This window comes from Faecalicatena contorta, assembly GCF_021531895.1.
GTDB lineage: Bacteria > Bacillota > Clostridia > Lachnospirales > Lachnospiraceae > JAFBIX01.
This window is the reverse complement of the sequence record NZ_JAFBIX010000020.1, coordinates 39844-57216: the sequence shown is the minus strand read 5'-3', so window position 1 is coordinate 57216 and position 17373 is coordinate 39844. Positions and strand designations below refer to the sequence as shown.

Sequence of the window (17373 nt, the reverse complement as noted above, 5' to 3'; positions counted from 1 at the left end):
GTTGCGATTGAGAGTATAACATAGTGTGAGTGGAAATGCAAGTCCGTTTGATGAATCAGTAAATAGATTCTCTATCATGTCTGAAATTGTCTTCTGCCTTTTAAAACATCCATTATTATGTTATAATCCCATCTTTGACACTTAAAAGAAGAATAAACAGCCATAATACCTGTAATTACGGGCACTGTGGCTGTTTGTTCGTTTGCATCGATATGTACTATATTTTTGATTTTGTGCTATTTATCTTTTTTGTCTTTGAAATAATCCCTCGCATGGAGGCTTTTGATATAAATTCGAGGTCTGTTCTTAATCCAAATGAACTGTGAAGTTCATCTGTTAGTTTTGTTCGTTTGTAAGATGGAATGTAACCACTGTCTTTGCTTAATAGCGTCATATTCATACCACGCAGTGTTTCCAAAATCTGAGAACATGTAAACTCTTCTCCTAGTTTCTTTTCTAATAGTCTATATACTAAGAGACTGATATAACACGTAAGAAAATGTGCTTTGATACGATCGTCTCTCTGCACATAAACCGGTCTGGCTTCGAAATCGGATTTCATGATTCGGAAGTTCTCCTCGATTTCCCAGCGTCGCTTGTTAATCTTTATGATTTCAGCCGGGTTATCTTCAAGGTTTGTTACAACAGCATAAAAACCATCATACATGGATTCTTCATTTATGCGTTCTTCATCCAATTCATAAACATACTTATCTGCGATTTCGCCATCTGATGTAATGGAGGTTTTTTGAATAAAACGTGCAGGGTCGTTTTGATTCTTTCCTCGTCTGCATTTTCCGGGAGACTGTATCATTTTCAGCGCACGGTCAATCTGACGACTACGAATTTTTTGTTGATAAGCTTTATATTTAGGTGAGTACGTAACAATAATTGTTTCATCCATATCTCCGGTCACAAGAGGTACTTCTTTGTAATAAACCGTATGAAATACATCAGGATCCGTTTCATCAAGGGTTCTTAGATCAATCATTTTATTCGAGCCAGGAACTTTAAACTGAGTTGGATTCAAGGCTATTTCACGATCTTCCTGTTTCATTTTTTTCAATGAGTAAGTAATTACATAAGAACGATTCCCAAAGCTATTTAAAAATCTGTTTTTTACGCTTCCTAATCCAGCGTCCGAACAAAAGATAAATTCGCTGCAATCAAAATCTTTAATTACTTTTGTCTCTAATGGTTTTAGTGTAAGCTGTTCGTTTTGATTTCCGGGGAAAATATCGAAAGCAAGAGGGATGCCATCAGCATCCATAAAAAGTCCCATAGTAACGATTGGATTCGGCCTATGTTCTTTATTTTTGCCGTATTTCTTGTCGCCACTTTCTTCTTCGATTTCGAAATAGTAATTCGTGCAATCGTAATACAAGATTTTTGAATTGCGATGATGCACAAAGTTTGAATTTCGATAAAGTTCTTCTTGGATGTAATCCGATTCCTCTGTCATAACAGAGAGAGCACGATAAACATTCTGCAAAGAATATTTAGGAGGTTCCAAAAGAGAATGACAGAAAGAATAGCTGCTCATCTTACTGGAAGGTGAAAGGATTCTTGCATAAATCAAATCTGTGAGAATGGCATGAAAATCGTAAGTAAATTTATGACGGTTACGAATGTTCCTGCAAATGTTATCCAGTCTTAATTCAGAACATAATTGCTGCAAAAAAAGATAACCTACATTGAAAAAACGTTCCTCTTCCAATGGAATGCGAGCTGTTTGAGAGAAAGTGACAGAAACCTGTTTTTTTTGCTGATTATAAAGAGCGGTTTCTTTAGCAGCTTCTGCTTTGGCCCAAGCCATCATTTTTCCTTCGTCGCCTGAAAACTGTTCTAATAAATCATTTAGTTTGCCGAGTTTTCGATAAATCCGTGAAGATGTTTTACCATCTGATTTTCTATAAGATTGTGTTATATATACATCTTTATTGTTTTTGCTACCCGTGATATTAACATACATGATAAATGCTTCCTTTCTACAGAACAAAATGATTTGAAAACAAAACTAACCATTAATCCTATTATAACATAAATGGCACAAAATAGCACTAATATAAACATATAAATTGACAAAAAAATAAGCCGAAAACGGCTTAAATAAAAGATTCTTTATAATATTTTTAAAAATAAGGTGTCAAAGACCCGGAGAGCATGTGATTGTGCAGTTTGCATAATTGAGAGAACGATGTTTGTATGGAGAATAATTGGAATTTTGGGAAGCATATGCTAAGATAAAAGTGATAATGTGTGAGGAGAGTTAATATGAATATTATTAAAGAGCTTCCTGAGATTTTTGAAGAGTTTGCAGAGCAAAAAAAACAGTCTTTTTTAACTATAAAGGAATTTAAAGAAAAGGGAACTCCTATAATAGGAGCGTATTGCTCTTACTTTCCGCGTGAAATAGCAATTGCTATGGGAGCTGTGCCGGTAGGATTATGCTCGTCATCCGAAGAAACGGTTCAGATTGCAGAGAGTATATTGCCGAAAAATATTTGCCCCTTAATTAAATCTAGCTATGGATATGCAATTTCTGACAGATGTCCATATTTTCATTTTTCTGATCTTGTTGTTGGAGAGACGACATGCGACGGAAAGAAAAAGATGTATGAGATGATGGCAGAATTTAAGGATGTCTTTGTGATGGAACTTCCCAATATTCAGTCTGAAAAAGGACTTGAGTTGTGGAAGCAGGAGATTATCCGCCTGAGACATTATTTGGAAGAAAAATTTCAAGTTGTTATTACGGAAGATGATATAAAGCATGCAATTCAGATTGAAAATCGACGAAGGATAGCGTTGAAACGCTTGTATGAAGTCATGAAATTGGATCCAGTTCCAATTATGGGGATGGAATTGCTTGATGTATTATATGGAAGCAAGTATAAGTTGAATCTGGAGAAAGTTCCAAAAGAATTGGACGCTTTGACGAATCAGATCCTGGAAGAGTATGAAGAGAAACCAAAGAAGGAACATCGTCCAAGAATACTGATAACAGGATGTCCAATTGGTGGAGATTCGAAAAAAGTCGTGAAAGCAATTGAGAATAATGGCGGTGTAGTTGTTGCTTTTGAAAATTGTACAGGTGCAAAAGTAATTGATAAATTAGTAGATGAGAATAATCCGGATGTATATGATGCGATCGCAAAAAAGTATTTTTATATTGGGTGTGCGATTATGACGCCAAATGATAATCGTATTGAGTTGTTAGGCCGGATGATCGATGACTTTAAAGTCGATGGAGTTGTGGAGATGATTTTGTCGGGATGTCATTCTGTTCAGATGGAATCAATTAGTGTTCGTAACTTTGTCAATGAAGAAAAGCATATTCCATATCTTGATATTGTTACGGATTATTCGCAAGGGGATATTGGACAGTTGAACACAAGGATGGCGGCATTTATTGAAATGCTCCGTATGAAATAATAATATAATAGATTTGGATGCTCACCATTTCGGTGAGCATTTTTTTCTTTGGGAAATTGTAGCTTATATAGATGATAAAAATAAATAGAAGAATATATAGATTATATAAATAATATAACCAAATATTAATGCGTAAAATTGTGCGCAATGCACAATAGAATGACAAAATATTGGAATTGTAGATGATGAAACTAAAGGCTTATTTCAATAAAATAGTAAGAGTGTTGTACAAGGAGGAAGAAAATTGATTGAAATAAAGAATTTAAAAAAAGTATGGGAAGATGATGGTAGCAGCGTTCTAGAAGATATTAATCTGACAATTGAAGATGGTGATATCTATGCTTTGGTTGGTCGAAGTGGAGCGGGAAAGTCGACATTGTTGCGCTGTATTAATGGACTGACTTCCTATCAGGAAGGAAGCCTTGTAGTAAATGGATGTGAGATTAATCAATTAAAAGAGAAAGAATTGAGAGAATTCCGCAGACATGTAGGAATGATATTTCAGCATTTCTCCTTGTTGGAAAGAGAAACGGTATATCAGAATATAGCGCTTCCGATGCAATGTTGGAAATATTCAAAAGAGGAAATTGATAAAAAAGTAAAAGAATTATTAGAATTAGTTGGATTGACGGATAAGATGAATGCAAAGCCGAGAAACTTAAGCGGAGGTCAGAAGCAGAGGGTTGCTATCGCAAGAGCTTTGACTATGGATCCGCAGATTCTCCTTTGTGATGAAGCAACATCAGCATTAGATCCGAAGACAACCAATTCTATACTGGATCTTTTGATGGAAATTAATCAGAAGATTGGAATTACAATTGTTATTGTTACACATCAGATGGAAGTGGTTAGAAAGGCATGCAATAAAGCTTGTATTTTGGAACATGGTAAGATTGCAGATGAAGGAACAGTAAAAGATATATTTATTAAACAGCCAAAGTCACTTCGCAGACTGTTGGGTGAAGAAAAAGTAAATTTGCCAAAGACTGGGCATAACCTTCAGATTGCACATATGGTCAATGATCTTCATGACGGAGAATTGTTTGGAAAGATGTCTTCTGATTTAGGATATGTATTTCCAATCTTGAATGGGAAAATCCAGGAATATCAAAATGAAAGTATGGGAATCTTCGTTATCAATGTGGATAATGAGCACTTTGAGAAAATCACAGAGTATTTAGATAAGAAACAGATTAACTGGCGTGAATTAGAAGTCGTTGATGAGGAAGAGGAGGAAGAGGAATAATGTCATTAAAAAATTTTACATTTGCACAAATCTGTCAGATGATTATTGTCCCGGCATTTTTTGATACTTTGAAAATGCTTTTGATTTCAGGCTTTATATCAACAATTTTAGGGTTCGTATTTGGAGTTATCTTAATTGTGACTGAAAAAGGTGGATTATATGAAAATGTTGTAATCAACAGGATCCTGGATTTTATCGTGAATACAATACGCTCTTTCCCATTTATTATCTTGATGGTTTCTATCATTCCATTTACAAGACTGATTGTGGGAAGTTCTATAGGAGATACAGCAGCTCTGGTTCCACTTACCGTTGCATGTACACCATTTATGGCAAGAATTTTTCAAAATAGCTTTAAAGAAGTGGATCCTGCTTTAATTGAAGCAGCGCAGTCATTTGGAGCTTCAAAATGGCAGATTGTTATAAAAGTAATGTTAAAAGAATCTGTACCATCTATTATTTCTGGATTGTGCCTTGCGATTATTAATCTGCTTGGAGCAACAGCCATGGCAGGAGCCGTTGGAGCGGGCGGATTAGGAGCAGTGGCGCTTACTTATGGCTATCAGAATTTTAATCAGCAGATTATGTATTCGATTTGTGCAATATTAATTGTTCTGGTTGCAATTATACAATATTTTGGTGACTGGATTTATAAAAAGTTAAAATAAAGATAATGGAATAAAAACAGAATAATAACAGAATAATTCTGTTTTTAGATATATTAATATTTTAGGAGGTAATTATGAAAAAAAGATTATTAAGTGCCATTCTTGTTATAGCTATGGCAGGAGTAATGCTTGCAGGATGCGGAAGCAAAGAGTCTTCAAGTGAAGACACAGCTGCTGAATCTACAGAAAAGAAAGAAGTTGTGAAAATTGGAATTCGTGCTGATATGGTAAATCAGCTGGAAGCTGTAAGAGATGAGATTGAAGCTCTTGGATATACAGTGGAAGAAAGTGTGTTTGATGACAGCATTCAGCCAGATGTAGCACTTGCAGAAGGAAGCCTTGATATGAACTGGTATCAGCATGGCCCTTATCTGGAAAGTTACAATGCAGAAAATGGAACAGATCTTGTTATGATTGAACCAAAAACTTTCTATCCTTTATTTGCAATGTATTCTAATAAATGGGATTCTGTGGAAGAGCTTCCAGATGGAGCAACTATTGGTCTTTGTAATGACGCAACAAATCAGGCACGTGGTCTGAATATGCTTCAAGCGCAAGGATTAATTACATTGGATGATTCTGTTGAAGTTCCTACAATGTACGATGTGAAAGAAAATCCTCATAACTTTAAGTTTATTGAAGCTGAGATGTCTGTGCTTCCACAGTCATTGGGAGATGCTGATGCAATCTGCCTTGCAGCTGGTCATATGGTAAATGCAGGACTTTCTGCAGAAGGATATCTTTGCCAGTCCGATGATAATGATACTTATGCTGTTGGATTTGCTGTAAGAAAAGAAGATAAAGATGCTGAATGGGCAAAAGAGATTGCAGAAGTTGTTCAGTGTGATGACCTGGCTGAGTATTTTAAAACAGAAAAACAGGGAACACAGATTCCATGCTGGGAATAATGAATTTAAATGATGGTAGGAGGAAAGGGGCAGACAGTTATTGGCTGTCCTTTTCGTCTTCCCAGTTAAATACAGGTGTGTTTGCCTGGGAAGGTGAAAAGGAGGAAGGTTGTGGGATTAGCATCGATTACATTATATAAGACATTGGTTATGGTTTTTCTCGCATTAGTGGGGGTATTCAGCTATAAAACAGGAATTGTTGACGAAGAGATTAATAAAAAATTATCGGATCTGGTGCTTACACTTTTTACACCGATTCTGCTATTTACATCATTTCAAAAAGATTTTACAAGGGAATTATCATCAGGATTATGTATTTCTGTTTTGCTGTCGGTGATTGCATTTGGAATTATATGGTGTATATGTAAGGCAGTTGTATGCAAACAAGAGAAAGATTATGCAGCAGTGGAACACATTGCGCTTATGTATTCTAACTGCGGGTTTATTGGAATTCCGATGGCGCAGGGCATTTTTGGCGCAGATGGAGTCTTTTATATGACAGCATATGTGGCATTGGCAAATTTCCTTTTGTGGTCGCATGGAATTATTGTGATGTCTGGGAAAATGAATCTCAGATCAGTGAAAAAGGTATTCACATCACCCACGATTATTGCGATTGTATTGGGCGTAATTTGTTTTGTTATACAGATCAGGATGCCGAAGATTATTGAGGAACCGTTAGAAATGATTGCAAATATGAATACGCCGATGGCTATGATGGTAGCGGGAATTAATATTGCACAGGCAGACTTAAAGCATACATTTCAAAAAAAAAGGTTGTATTGGCTGAGTTTTGTAAAATTAATCATTATGCCGATGTTATTAATTGGACTATTGAAAATGTTTTCGGTGGAAGATACGGTTAAGACGGTTATTGTATTGGCGACTGCCTGCCCAGTGGGAGTGACAGGAAGCCTGTTCGCACTTCGTTACGGAAAAGATGCCATATATGCATCAGAATTATTTGCAATGTCGACGATTATATCAATTGTAACAGTGCCGCTTATGATGCTGTTTTGTGGTGCGTAGGGAGGAATAAAAATGGAATTGATCAAATTAGAAATGACCCCAAAGGAACGTACAATTGCTTATGCACAAGGAGAGGAAGTAGATAGAATCCCGACCTCTCTTAGCGCAAGTGAGACTGTGTCGCCCTTATATGGAATTCCTATTAGTAAATATTATTTTTCGGCAGATTTGATGGTAGAGGTAGAGAGCCGTCTGGCGGAAGATTTCCATGCAGATAATATGGGAATTGGATTAGGACTAAGAACACTGGTAGAGGCATTAGGGACGAAACTAGAGTATCCAAAGCAAAATGTGTCTTATATTTTAGAACCGGCATTAAAAAGCTTTTCAGATGTGGAGAACATGGAGTTGGTGAATGTGGAAAAAGACGGAAGATTCCCCATTATTATTGAAGCGTTTGAACGGCTACAGGAAAGATTCGGATCAGAACGGGTTCTTGGCAGCGGTCTTGCAGGTCCACTTACAACAGCTGCCAGTCTGATTGGAACAGAAACGTTCTTAAAAGCAACAGTGAAAAATAAAGAAGGTGCACATCGACTTCTTCAATATAGCACAGATTGTATTGTGAAGTGCTGCAGAGATATGAATCAGAAACTGGGAATTAAGTTTATGTTATCAGAGCCAATGGCTTCTCGGGATCTTTTAAGTAAAAGACAGTTTAATGAATTCTTTGTGCCTTATCTGAAACAGGCTGTTAAAAGATTGAACGAATTTCAGGGAGCAACGTCTATTCATATTTGTGGACATACAAAAGACCGGTGGCAGGAAGTGGTTGATGCCGGTGTTTCAGGATTCTGGGTAGATAATTGTGAGAGCTTGAAAGAATTGAAAGAGGGTTATGGCAACAGAATTGCTATCAGCGGTAATCTAATGCCGGTAGATGTACTGAGAAATGGGACGGTTAAAGATATTGAAGAACATGTAAAAAAATGTATTGCAGATGCAGGCGATAATCCTTGTGGATATAATCTGTGCCCTGGATGTACAACCCCGGTAGGAACGCCGAAAGAGAATATGATTGCATTCATGAATGCGGCAGCAATCTACGGAAGAGGGGCGAAAAAAGGCTGTATGCCAAAAGGAATGATAGAAATATAATTCATAGGAATTGTCTATAAAACTATTGGAATTATCAATTGGGATGAAAAGATATTTTATGCTACCATATGAGTAGTAACATATATAGTGATGCATAGGCATTGAAAAGGAAATCTGGTGAGAGTCCAGAACAGCCCGCTCTACTGTATGACAGACGATAACCTGAATACCACTCTGGGATAGAGGAAGGCAGGATTAGAGGGAGAAGTTAAGTCAGGAGACCTGCTATATATGAACGAGCTTATCGGTGGGGAGAAAGCGGTGTGTTTACGCTGCTTTTTCTGCACCGTTTTTTTCTGCTATAAAGCATGTCTTAGGGGTGAGTGAATGGAAGTACAGATTGTATCAGGTTTTTTGGGAGCTGGAAAGACAACTTTTTTAAATAAATATCTACCACTTCTGAAGGGAAAAACGGTAGTCATAGAGAATGAGTTTGGGGATGTGGGACTTGATGGAGAATTGATTCAGGAGGATCTTCCGGTTAAAGAATTGTATGCAGGATGTATCTGCTGCAGTCTGGCGCTGGATTTCCAAAAAGGGATTAAAGAACTTGCAGAGCAGTTCCATCCAGACCGGATTGTTATTGAACCCTCTGGTGTGGGAAGGCTTACAGATGTTGTAAAGGCCTGTGATCGGGCAAGAGAAAAGGAAGGGATAGATCTTAGAATTACCAAATTGATTGTAATATCAGATATTACGGAGTTTGAAGATTATATAGATGGATTTGGTGCGTTTTACCTGGATCAGATTCAAAATGCAGGACTTATATTATTGAGTAATCTGGAACAGGTGTCAAAAGAGGAAAAGAATCGATTGATTTCGGAGATTAGAGAGGTAAATCCCGATGCTGTTATATATGAAGATGACTGGCGTAAGATGGAAGGCGCAGCATTGTTAGAGCTTTTGGATATGACAGAAGATTATGAAAATAATCCGGAAGATGATATGGAAGAGATCATGATGTCGCCGGCTTTCGCAGATAAGATATTTTCCAGTATGTCAATAGAAAATGCCAGAGAAATGACTGCTCATGAATTAGAGAAGGCGTTGTATGGATTAAAGGATAAAAAATATGGAAAAGTCCTGCGTGCCAAAGGAATTGTAAAAGCAGGGGATGGAAGAGTGTTGCATTTTGATTTTACACCATCCATTGTGGAAGTGGCAGATATCTCGGATAACGGCAAAGGAACGAAAGTGGATAAGATTATTATTATAGGATGTAATCTGGATGAAACAGCGATTAGGGAGCTGTTTTCTATATAATGCAAGGAGGAAGCAAGATGCAGGCAAAGGAAGAGTTGTTGCAGAAGTTATCGGACTGTGTGTTTGATATGGAGGATGAGGAAGTTGTAGACGTGGTCAAAGAGTATATTGAATGCGGTTATGATCCACAGGAAGGTATGTTGGAAGGACTGGTTGATGGAATGAAGAGAGCCAGTGCCATGTATGAAGAAGGAGAATACTTTGTGCCGGAGCTGATTGTATGTTCTGATGCAATGTATGCCGGAATCGAAGAGTTCCAGAAATATCTGCCAGACACAGAAGACACAAGTATTGGTAAAGTGTTAATCGGTGTTGTAGAAGGAGATACTCATGACATTGGGAAGAATCTTGTGAGAATCATGATGGAGACCGGAGGATTCGATGTACATGATCTGGGACGAGATGTGCCTTTGGATGCATTCGTGGACTATATCAGAGATAATGATGTAGATATCTTATGTATGTCTTCGTTAATGACTACAACAATGCCGGGCATGGCTACAGTTATTGAGAAATTAAAAGAGGCAGGACTTCGTGATAAGGTCAAGATTATGGTCGGCGGAGCACCGGTATCTCCGGCGTTCGCAGAACGTATTGGTGCAGACGGATATACCAGAAGTGCGATTGAAGCAGTTGAGTTTGCAAAGAAGTTGGTCGGAGCAGCATAAGGAGGAAGAATACTATGATGGGAAAAAGAGAAGCGGTAAAGGCAATTTTGGAAGGAAAAGGCGCCGATAGGATTCCCGTAATTATGAATGCATTTTCACTTCCGGTTGCCCGCTATGGATATACAATGCCAGAGGCATTGATGGATCCAGAGAAGCTTACAAAATGTATGGTCGGTACCAGACGTGAACTTGGATATGATGGTTTGTGTGCTGGTGCATATAGTGGAATTGCCCGGATGATGGGTGGCCATCTTCCGAACAGTGAAGGTAAGATTGTCGGAGATGGGGATGATGTCGTACATTCATTAGAAGATATCAAAAAATTGCGTCCCTTTAAAGCTGAAGAGTGTATGGGATTAAAAGGGATATTAAAGACTATTGAGTTGATGCGAAAAGAAGAACCAGACGAGCCTATATTTGTAATCGTACATACACCGACGGCGGTAGCATTTACCTTAATGGGAGCAAAACCGGCATTTAAAGCGATGGTAAAGAATCCGGAATTGTTCCGTGCAATTTCTGATTATGTAGAAGATGCAGTCGTTGAGTCCTGTAAAGTACTTACGGATGCCGGGGTTGATTTCCTGTGGTTCCCGACACCGAATTTCGGCGGATATTGCATTTCAAGAAGATCCTATGAAAAATGTATTTCGGAAAGTAATATTCGTGCATTAAAGAGAATCAAAGACGATGGAGCACCAATCGTGCTGCATACTTGTGGATTATATGATGACAGATTTGATCTGGTGTTAAATGAGTCTGGAGATGCTTGGCATATTTCTGATACCAGTACTAAGAAAATCAAAGAAGAATATGGAGATAAGGTAGCATTAATGGGAAGCATCCCTTGTGTCTCTGTTCTTCTGGAAGGAACAGAAGAAGAAGTGTACCAGTTCTCTTATAAAGAATGTATGGATGCTGCAAAGGATGGGCGGTTTATTTTGAGCGGAGACTGCGACGTACCGCCGTCAACGCCGGATGAGAACATGAGGGCAGCAATCAGAGCTGCAAAGGATGCAGAAAAAGTATTGTTCGGATAGGAGAATTATTATGGGAGACATCAAAGATTTTCACTGTACCTATGATAATTCAGTAGGAATCAGTGGAGAAGTAACCGATGGACTTGACCTTACGTTCCCGGATGCATATATGCACTGGGATACAATGGCAAAACTGTCAAAAGCATTGAAGGAGCATGATAACGCTTCTTTCTGTGAACTGCCATTTTGCCACACCGTTGAGGCAGAAGCAATGGGCGGCATCATTAATTATGGAAATGAGACGACCGGACCACGGGCAAAAGAATATATCTGTACTGCAGTAGAAGAACTGCTGGAACTACCGGAAATTGATTTTTCTCAGGGAAGAATCCATGAGGTTCTGCTTGCTTGTAAAGCACTCCGCGACCAAGGGGAACATATAGTTCTCCAGATATCTGGACCATTTACGATTCTGAATGTTTTGATTGATGCAAAATATGTGTTCAAAGGATGGCGCAAAAAGCCGGAGATTATGAAAGAAGTGTTCTGGAAATTCGGTAATCAGATATTAAAATTCATGGAAGAGGCGAAAAAGTATGATGTAGACCTCATTAGTTATGCAGATTCTTCCGGTGGTGTAAATATTCTGGGGCCGAAGATGGCGGAACAGGTCGTAGAAGAATTTACTTATGAATTTCTGAAAAAAGCAGAAGCACTTGCGGATGATAAGACCTTAATCTTGTTGTGCCCGAAGACAACATTTGCGCTGCTCGGAATGGATAAGGCAGAGTTGGTTGACCGGAAGTTGACTGGGCCGATGTCATATGGAGCGGCCTGCATTGAGATGACCGGTCAGATAAAATTCGCGGGCCAGATGTGTATTAAAAATGTGGGATATCATATGGATAATGGTATCTTTAAAGAAGTGAAATTGAAGTAGAGTAGGTTTAAGGGTGTGAAAGGCTGTCTGGAATCAGGTAAAGAAATGAACGTTCCATTGACAGCCTTTTTGTTATTATCAAATATAGATGCTTTTATTCATGAGAGTTCGTATCGCCGTGACGTTCCCAGAACTGTGCCCATGAAGGAGTCATGACACCTTCGTTTATGCGAATCGGATCTGGATAAGTGATGCCTTTTAGATCTAATTCTACATGGTCGATGATCTCTGGTTCTACAGGAGTATTCACTATAAGACCAGGAATCGGAAAATCGTCAACCGGACGGATTGCGACGTGCTCCAGGCGGAGAATTTCTTCTATTCCAGATATCACTTTCCCGAAGACTGGATAGTGTCCTTTGTGTTCCGGACAAGGACGTAAGGGGAAGAAGAATTCACAGCCTGCCTGACCAAGATCATCATATCCGCCCATGCATACGCATCCGACCTCGGAGTCCAGAGGTGTGAGTTCTGGATGAAGTTCATATTCAAAAGGAATCAGATATTGCCCTTCTTTTTTTCGAAATCCGGTATAACTGATGTCGACCCAGTGTCCGGGAACGATCCGTTCGATTGGGTGGCCGTCAAAGACACCATGGCTGGCAGCATAGATAAAGCTGGATACTGTATTCGGTGCAGTCTCAGGTAAGAGTTCAATGACGATGCGAGATTGGTTTGCCATATATATCGTAGCAGTCGGATTCATGAGTTTATCTCCTTTTTCGTAAATTTTATGGGATTAAGGATTTTCGTCCCTGATATTAATATTATAAAATGTGAAGGTAAATAATGCAAATCAAGACTGTATATTTGCCAATTGCGAATATGTCTAAAATCATCTAGAATAAAGAAGAATGAAGATACAGATCAATATAAATGAAAAGGCGGAGATGAAATGAGAGCGGTAAAACATAGAGCGGATCAGATGACGCCATTGGAAAGAGCGGAAGCAATCGCAGCCGGAAGAGATTGTGACAGAGTTCCCTGTGTTCCTTTTATGGGTGAACTGAAGTGCAGTCTTGCAGGAATTACAGTCTGGGATTTCTGGCATGATCCACAGAAGATGGCAGATGCCGAGGTTATTGCGTTTAACAGATATGGGTATGACCGGATTACGATCGGACCAAATACCAGGGGAATCACGGAAGCGTTGGGAGGGAGATTTGTATATCCGGAAAAGGGACTTCCTTATGCAGATGAGCCTTTTTTGAAGTCATATGATCAATTGGATGATATAGATCCCATAGATGCAAAGAAGAATCCGAGAATCCAGACATTTGCGAAGGAAGCAGATATTCTGCAGAAAGAGGCAGCAGATATTGTGCCGATTGAAGCCAGTATAGGCGGACCATTTACGATTGCATCGAATCTGCGGGGAGTGGAATTGCTTCTTCGTGATTGCCGGAAATGTTCAGAACAGATTGAACGGTTAATGAGAATAATTACCGATAGTCAGAAAAGCTGTATAGACGTGGCTGCCGAATATGGGATGGGAATTGCAATGGCTGATCCAGTTGCCAATCCGGCATTGATCGGACCACGAATGTATGAGAAATTCATCTATCCGTATACGAAAGAATTAACGGATTATGCGTTGAAAAAGACTGGAAGAAAAGTGTCACTTCACATGTGCGGTTCGACATACAGTATCTGGAAATACCTGCGGCAATATGAGTTAAATGAATTGAGTCTGGATAATATTATTGATCTGGAGAGGGCTGTAGAAGAGTTGGGAGAATATATCCCAATTGCAGGAAATGTTGACCCGGTGGAGATTGTGATGAACGGAAACAAAAAAGAGATATTCCAGGCAGTAGAGCATTGTGTGAATATTGGAAAGCTTGCGAAGAAAGGATTTCATCTGGCAACAGGATGTGATATCCCGGAGACTACGGCGCCGGAACAGGTGGATTATTTTATGGAAGCGGCAAGAAATCATATATAGATTTTTTGAATAAATAAACCCATTCATTGAGATAATGAATTTGCGTATGTCTACCCAAAATGCTAGGATTATATTGTACTAACTATACAAGGGAGGATATGTAAATGAAGAAAAAACTAATAAGCGCATTGTTGGTTGTTTCCATGATTGCGACATTATGTGCAGGCTGTGGAAATAACGGCGGAGATTCAAGTGAGTCAGATTCTGCCGAAAAGACTTTGGAAGTATGGGTTCCGCCACTTGATGATGATACTGAGAATAATTGGGGCGGTCTGATGGGAGACTGGGAAGAAGAGAATGACTGCAAAGTCAACATCACAGTTGTTCCATGGGAAAAATATGAAGAGACTTATACAACTGCTCTGAATGCCGGAGAAGGACCGGATGTTGGTTATATGTATAACGAGATGTTCCCTACATATATTGATGCAGGTGCTGTAGAAGATATGTCTGATTATGTAACAGATGAAGATAAAGAAGAGTATAAGTATCTGAGTAATGGATATATGATGGACGGACAATATGGATGGCCATTAGTTACAGGTGTTCCGTTTGTGTTATACTATAATGAAGATATTCTTGCAGAATTGGGCGAAAGCGCTCCGGAGACATGGGAAGATTTTGCACGTATCTGTGAGAAGGCAACACAGGATACAGATGGAGATGGAGAGATTGATCAGTTTGGACTGGCTTGCGGTATGAATACCAGCGATGTCGGCGCAATGCAGATCCTAAATGCATATTATTACTGGGCATTGTGGCAGAATGGCGGACAGATTTACAATGATGATCTGAAATCTGTTTCATTTGCAGACGATGCAGGTGTAGAGGCTATGACTTGGCTGAAAGATATGACTCAGTATATGAATCCAGACTTCATGTCTTATTCTTGGGCAGATGCATTCAGCACAATCTTTGGAGAAGGAAAATCTGCTTTTGGTATCTATCGTTCTTCTCAGACAGATGGAACAACATTTGCAGAGACTTATCCGGAACTGAATTGGGATTTTGTAACCTCCCTTAAAAATGTCGATTTTGGTACCTTTGGTGCTACAGATTGTCTGACATTGATGTCTGCTGCTGATGACAAGGACCTTGCAATGGATTTCATCAAGTATGTAACTGGTTCTGATTTTATGGAACAGTATCATGCAAAATGCCCGGGTGCTGCACTTACAGAGAGTGAGCCATATGTTGGTGATGAAAAGATGGCTAAGATCTACAATGAAGATAAAGATAAGTGGCACGGACTTCAGGTTGGTCCATGTGGTGTTGATATCCTGACACAGTTATCTGCTGATTTCCAGGGAATTATGTCTGGTGAATTAACAGTAGAAGACGGACTAAGTGAAGCAGAAGAATATGCGAATGGTCTGCTGGATGAATATTGGGCAGATAAAGAATAATTGACAGAAATGCCCGCTTGAATGCGGGCATTTCTTTTGAAAGGGAACTATGGAGAAAAAGAAAAGAAGTATAAAAAAGATAGAACCATATTGTTATATCTTGCCGATTGCATTAATTTTGATCACATTCGTAATTGGTTCGGTAATAGTATCCATTGTACTTGGATTTACCAAATACAACATTATGAGTGAACCGGTATTTCGTGGATTCGAAAATTATGCGAAATTAATGTCGGACAGCAAATTCATAAAAGCATTGAAGAATACAATTAAGTTAATGGTTATGATTGTACCGTTACAGACGATATTGAGTATTGTGGTGGCAACATTTCTGGTGGCGAATCGAAAAAAGTTTCTTGGAAAGCTTGCTAATAGTATTATATTTATTCCGGTGCTTTGTTCTAACGCTGTTGTTGGTGTAGTATGGAGAGAATTGTTGAATGGAAAACTTCCAATCATAGAGAAGTTTTTTGGATTATTCGGAATAAAACCTTCGATGTTGCTGGGAGATGCCAAGACGGCATTGACAGTCGTTGCAATGGTGGCGGTGTGGAAGACGTTAGGATATTATGTTGTTATATATTCTTCCGGATTATTAGGAATATCCGACAGCTTTTATGAGGCAGCAAAAGTAGATGGTGCAAGCAAAACGAAGAGCTTTTTCATGATTACGCTCCCTATGCTGAAGCCGACCATCATCATGGGTGTATTTTTATCCATAACCAGTTCCCTGCAGTGCTTTGACTTGATCTTTACATTAACTGGAGGAGGACCAAACAATGCATCGACAACGCTGGTTGTATATGCGTACTCGAAATGCTTTAGTTCGGGTTCGGCAGGATATGCGATGGCGATATCGAATGTTTTGTTTATTGTAATTTTGATTGTGGCATTACTACAGCGTGGTATGATAAAGAGAGAAGCTTCAGAGATATAGCGAGGGAAATATGGAATTAGTAAAAAAAGGATTAAAAAATATAATATCAGACGCACTTTTGATCGTAATTATTATTGTAAGCATATTTCCGTTTGTATATATGTTCATGATGTCTTTTAAATCTACGATCAATGCCTATGATTTTGATTTTTCGCTGGATAAGTTATCATTAATACAGTACCAGAAGATATTCGCAATGAATAACTTTGAAAGGTATATTTTTAACAGTGTGTTTGTAGCGGTTGCCGGAGTGATTCTGACCGTTACAGTATGCTCATTGGCAGGATATGCATTTGCAAAAATGAATTTTAAGGGGAATGATAAGATATTCCTGTTTTTGGTTTTGACATTAGTTGTTCCGTCAGAAGTTATCATTGTCCCCTTGTTTTTGATTACAAAGGGCCTGGGATGGTTGAATACATATAGGGCATTAATCTTGCCGCTTCCTACGGCATTTGGTGTATTTATCATGCGTCAGGCAATTCTGGATGTCCCGGCTGATTTGATTGATGCTGCAAAGATTGACGGGTGTGGCAATCTGAAAATATTCTTTAAAGTGGTCCTGCCGTTAGTAAAGTCTTCAGTTCTTGCGCTGGCGATTTTTACGTTTGTGGGAGCATGGAACAATTTCCTGTGGCCATTGGTTGCATCTACAAAGCAGGAGATGAAGACTTTGCCGTTGGCATTAAGTATGATGAAGACTCAGTTTAATACAGACGTAGGTCTTACGATGGCATGTGCAGTTGTGAACTTTCTGCCGCCATTTATATTCTATCTGTTTATGCAGAGTAAGTTCAAAGAAGGTATCACTTTAAGTGGTATGAAAGGATAGTAAATGAAACGAGGGGAA

The 17373-nt window shown here is 38.8% G+C and carries 16 protein-coding genes and 1 riboswitch; of the genes, 14 read left to right on the top strand and 2 right to left on the bottom strand.

All coding sequences use genetic code 11. The features are described 5' to 3' along the window. Window positions 1-217: 217 nt before the first annotated feature. Window positions 218-1972 (bottom strand): IS1634 family transposase, encoded by a 1755-nt coding sequence (locus JQM81_RS09355; protein ID WP_235233246.1) that lies wholly within the window; start codon window positions 1970-1972, stop codon window positions 218-220. 302 nt (window positions 1973-2274) lie between these two features. Here JQM81_RS09355 and JQM81_RS09350 point away from each other — a divergent pair, with 302 nt between their 5' ends. The 10 genes from JQM81_RS09350 (at window position 2275) to JQM81_RS09305 (ending at window position 12235) form a co-directional block, all read left to right on the top strand. Beyond that, a complete protein-coding gene (locus tag JQM81_RS09350) occupies window positions 2275-3435 on the top strand; it encodes a double-cubane-cluster-containing anaerobic reductase (RefSeq protein ID WP_235233245.1) in 1161 nt (386 codons plus the stop codon). Between the two features lie 244 nt (window positions 3436-3679). Continuing rightward, the gene (locus tag JQM81_RS09345; protein WP_235233244.1) at window positions 3680-4681 is read left to right on the top strand and encodes a methionine ABC transporter ATP-binding protein; all 1002 of its coding nucleotides are present in this window, start codon (window positions 3680-3682) and stop codon (window positions 4679-4681) included. Further along, on the top strand, window positions 4681-5349 hold the full coding sequence (locus JQM81_RS09340) for a methionine ABC transporter permease (RefSeq protein ID WP_235233243.1): 669 nt from the start codon (window positions 4681-4683) through the stop codon (window positions 5347-5349). Before JQM81_RS09345 ends, JQM81_RS09340 begins: the two co-directional genes overlap by 1 nt. A gap of 74 nt (window positions 5350-5423) precedes the next feature. Continuing rightward, window positions 5424-6257 carry a MetQ/NlpA family ABC transporter substrate-binding protein gene (locus tag JQM81_RS09335; protein ID WP_235233242.1) on the top strand — a complete coding sequence of 278 codons (834 nt, stop codon included), beginning with the start codon at window positions 5424-5426 and terminating at the stop codon, window positions 6255-6257. A gap of 111 nt (window positions 6258-6368) precedes the next feature. Beyond that, complete coding sequence (locus JQM81_RS09330) at window positions 6369-7286, top strand: AEC family transporter (RefSeq protein ID WP_235233241.1); 918 nt, start codon at window positions 6369-6371, stop codon at window positions 7284-7286. A gap of 12 nt (window positions 7287-7298) precedes the next feature. Then, a complete protein-coding gene (locus JQM81_RS09325) occupies window positions 7299-8384 on the top strand; it encodes a uroporphyrinogen decarboxylase family protein (protein WP_235233240.1) in 1086 nt (361 codons plus the stop codon). 68 nt (window positions 8385-8452) lie between these two features. Next, window positions 8453-8629, top strand: a riboswitch (cobalamin riboswitch). A gap of 82 nt (window positions 8630-8711) precedes the next feature. Further along, entirely contained in the window at window positions 8712-9647 is a 936-nt protein-coding gene (locus JQM81_RS09320) for a CobW family GTP-binding protein (RefSeq protein WP_235233239.1), read from the top strand. Window positions 9648-9664: 17 nt separating this feature from the next. Continuing rightward, window positions 9665-10315, top strand: a complete 651-nt coding sequence (locus tag JQM81_RS09315) for a corrinoid protein (RefSeq protein ID WP_235233238.1) — start codon at window positions 9665-9667, stop codon at window positions 10313-10315. Window positions 10316-10329: 14 nt separating this feature from the next. Continuing rightward, on the top strand, window positions 10330-11355 hold the full coding sequence (locus JQM81_RS09310) for a uroporphyrinogen decarboxylase family protein (protein ID WP_235233237.1): 1026 nt from the start codon (window positions 10330-10332) through the stop codon (window positions 11353-11355). A gap of 10 nt (window positions 11356-11365) precedes the next feature. Beyond that, window positions 11366-12235 carry a uroporphyrinogen decarboxylase family protein gene (locus JQM81_RS09305; protein WP_235233236.1) on the top strand — a complete coding sequence of 290 codons (870 nt, stop codon included), beginning with the start codon at window positions 11366-11368 and terminating at the stop codon, window positions 12233-12235. A 94-nt stretch (window positions 12236-12329) separates the two neighbouring features. Here the strand turns inward: JQM81_RS09305 and JQM81_RS09300 are convergent, their stop codons facing one another. After that, a complete protein-coding gene (locus tag JQM81_RS09300; RefSeq protein WP_235233235.1) occupies window positions 12330-12941 on the bottom strand; it encodes a peptidylprolyl isomerase in 612 nt (203 codons plus the stop codon). Window positions 12942-13130: 189 nt separating this feature from the next. Here JQM81_RS09300 and JQM81_RS09295 point away from each other — a divergent pair, with 189 nt between their 5' ends. The 4 genes from JQM81_RS09295 (at window position 13131) to JQM81_RS09280 (ending at window position 17355) form a co-directional block, all read left to right on the top strand. Next, complete coding sequence (locus JQM81_RS09295; RefSeq protein WP_235233234.1) at window positions 13131-14180, top strand: uroporphyrinogen decarboxylase family protein; 1050 nt, start codon at window positions 13131-13133, stop codon at window positions 14178-14180. Between the two features lie 104 nt (window positions 14181-14284). Further along, complete coding sequence (locus JQM81_RS09290; protein WP_235233233.1) at window positions 14285-15586, top strand: ABC transporter substrate-binding protein; 1302 nt, start codon at window positions 14285-14287, stop codon at window positions 15584-15586. Window positions 15587-15635: 49 nt separating this feature from the next. Then, complete coding sequence (locus JQM81_RS09285) at window positions 15636-16523, top strand: carbohydrate ABC transporter permease (RefSeq protein WP_235233232.1); 888 nt, start codon at window positions 15636-15638, stop codon at window positions 16521-16523. A gap of 10 nt (window positions 16524-16533) precedes the next feature. Next, window positions 16534-17355: a carbohydrate ABC transporter permease gene (locus tag JQM81_RS09280; protein ID WP_235233231.1), complete on the top strand. Its 822-nt coding sequence runs from the start codon at window positions 16534-16536 to the stop codon at window positions 17353-17355. Window positions 17356-17373: the final 18 nt, after the last annotated feature.

Excerpts from the sequence above, each read along its gene's own strand:
- JQM81_RS09285 (WP_235233232.1), top strand. The coding sequence starts at position 15,636 with ATGGAGAAAAAGAAAAGAAGTATAAAAAAGATAGAACCATATTGTTAT.
- JQM81_RS09315 (WP_235233238.1), top strand. The coding sequence starts at position 9,665 with ATGCAGGCAAAGGAAGAGTTGTTGCAGAAGTTATCGGACTGTGTGTTT.
- JQM81_RS09350 (WP_235233245.1), top strand. The coding sequence starts at position 2,275 with ATGAATATTATTAAAGAGCTTCCTGAGATTTTTGAAGAGTTTGCAGAG.
- JQM81_RS09300 (WP_235233235.1), bottom strand. The coding sequence starts at position 12,941 with ATGAATCCGACTGCTACGATATATATGGCAAACCAATCTCGCATCGTC.
- JQM81_RS09280 (WP_235233231.1), top strand. The coding sequence starts at position 16,534 with ATGGAATTAGTAAAAAAAGGATTAAAAAATATAATATCAGACGCACTT.
- JQM81_RS09335 (WP_235233242.1), top strand. The coding sequence starts at position 5,424 with ATGAAAAAAAGATTATTAAGTGCCATTCTTGTTATAGCTATGGCAGGA.
- JQM81_RS09320 (WP_235233239.1), top strand. The coding sequence starts at position 8,712 with ATGGAAGTACAGATTGTATCAGGTTTTTTGGGAGCTGGAAAGACAACT.
- JQM81_RS09290 (WP_235233233.1), top strand. The coding sequence starts at position 14,285 with ATGAAGAAAAAACTAATAAGCGCATTGTTGGTTGTTTCCATGATTGCG.
- JQM81_RS09310 (WP_235233237.1), top strand. The coding sequence starts at position 10,330 with ATGATGGGAAAAAGAGAAGCGGTAAAGGCAATTTTGGAAGGAAAAGGC.
- JQM81_RS09295 (WP_235233234.1), top strand. The coding sequence starts at position 13,131 with ATGAGAGCGGTAAAACATAGAGCGGATCAGATGACGCCATTGGAAAGA.
- JQM81_RS09355 (WP_235233246.1), bottom strand. The coding sequence starts at position 1,972 with ATGTATGTTAATATCACGGGTAGCAAAAACAATAAAGATGTATATATA.
- JQM81_RS09340 (WP_235233243.1), top strand. The coding sequence starts at position 4,681 with ATGTCATTAAAAAATTTTACATTTGCACAAATCTGTCAGATGATTATT.
- JQM81_RS09325 (WP_235233240.1), top strand. The coding sequence starts at position 7,299 with ATGGAATTGATCAAATTAGAAATGACCCCAAAGGAACGTACAATTGCT.
- JQM81_RS09305 (WP_235233236.1), top strand. The coding sequence starts at position 11,366 with ATGGGAGACATCAAAGATTTTCACTGTACCTATGATAATTCAGTAGGA.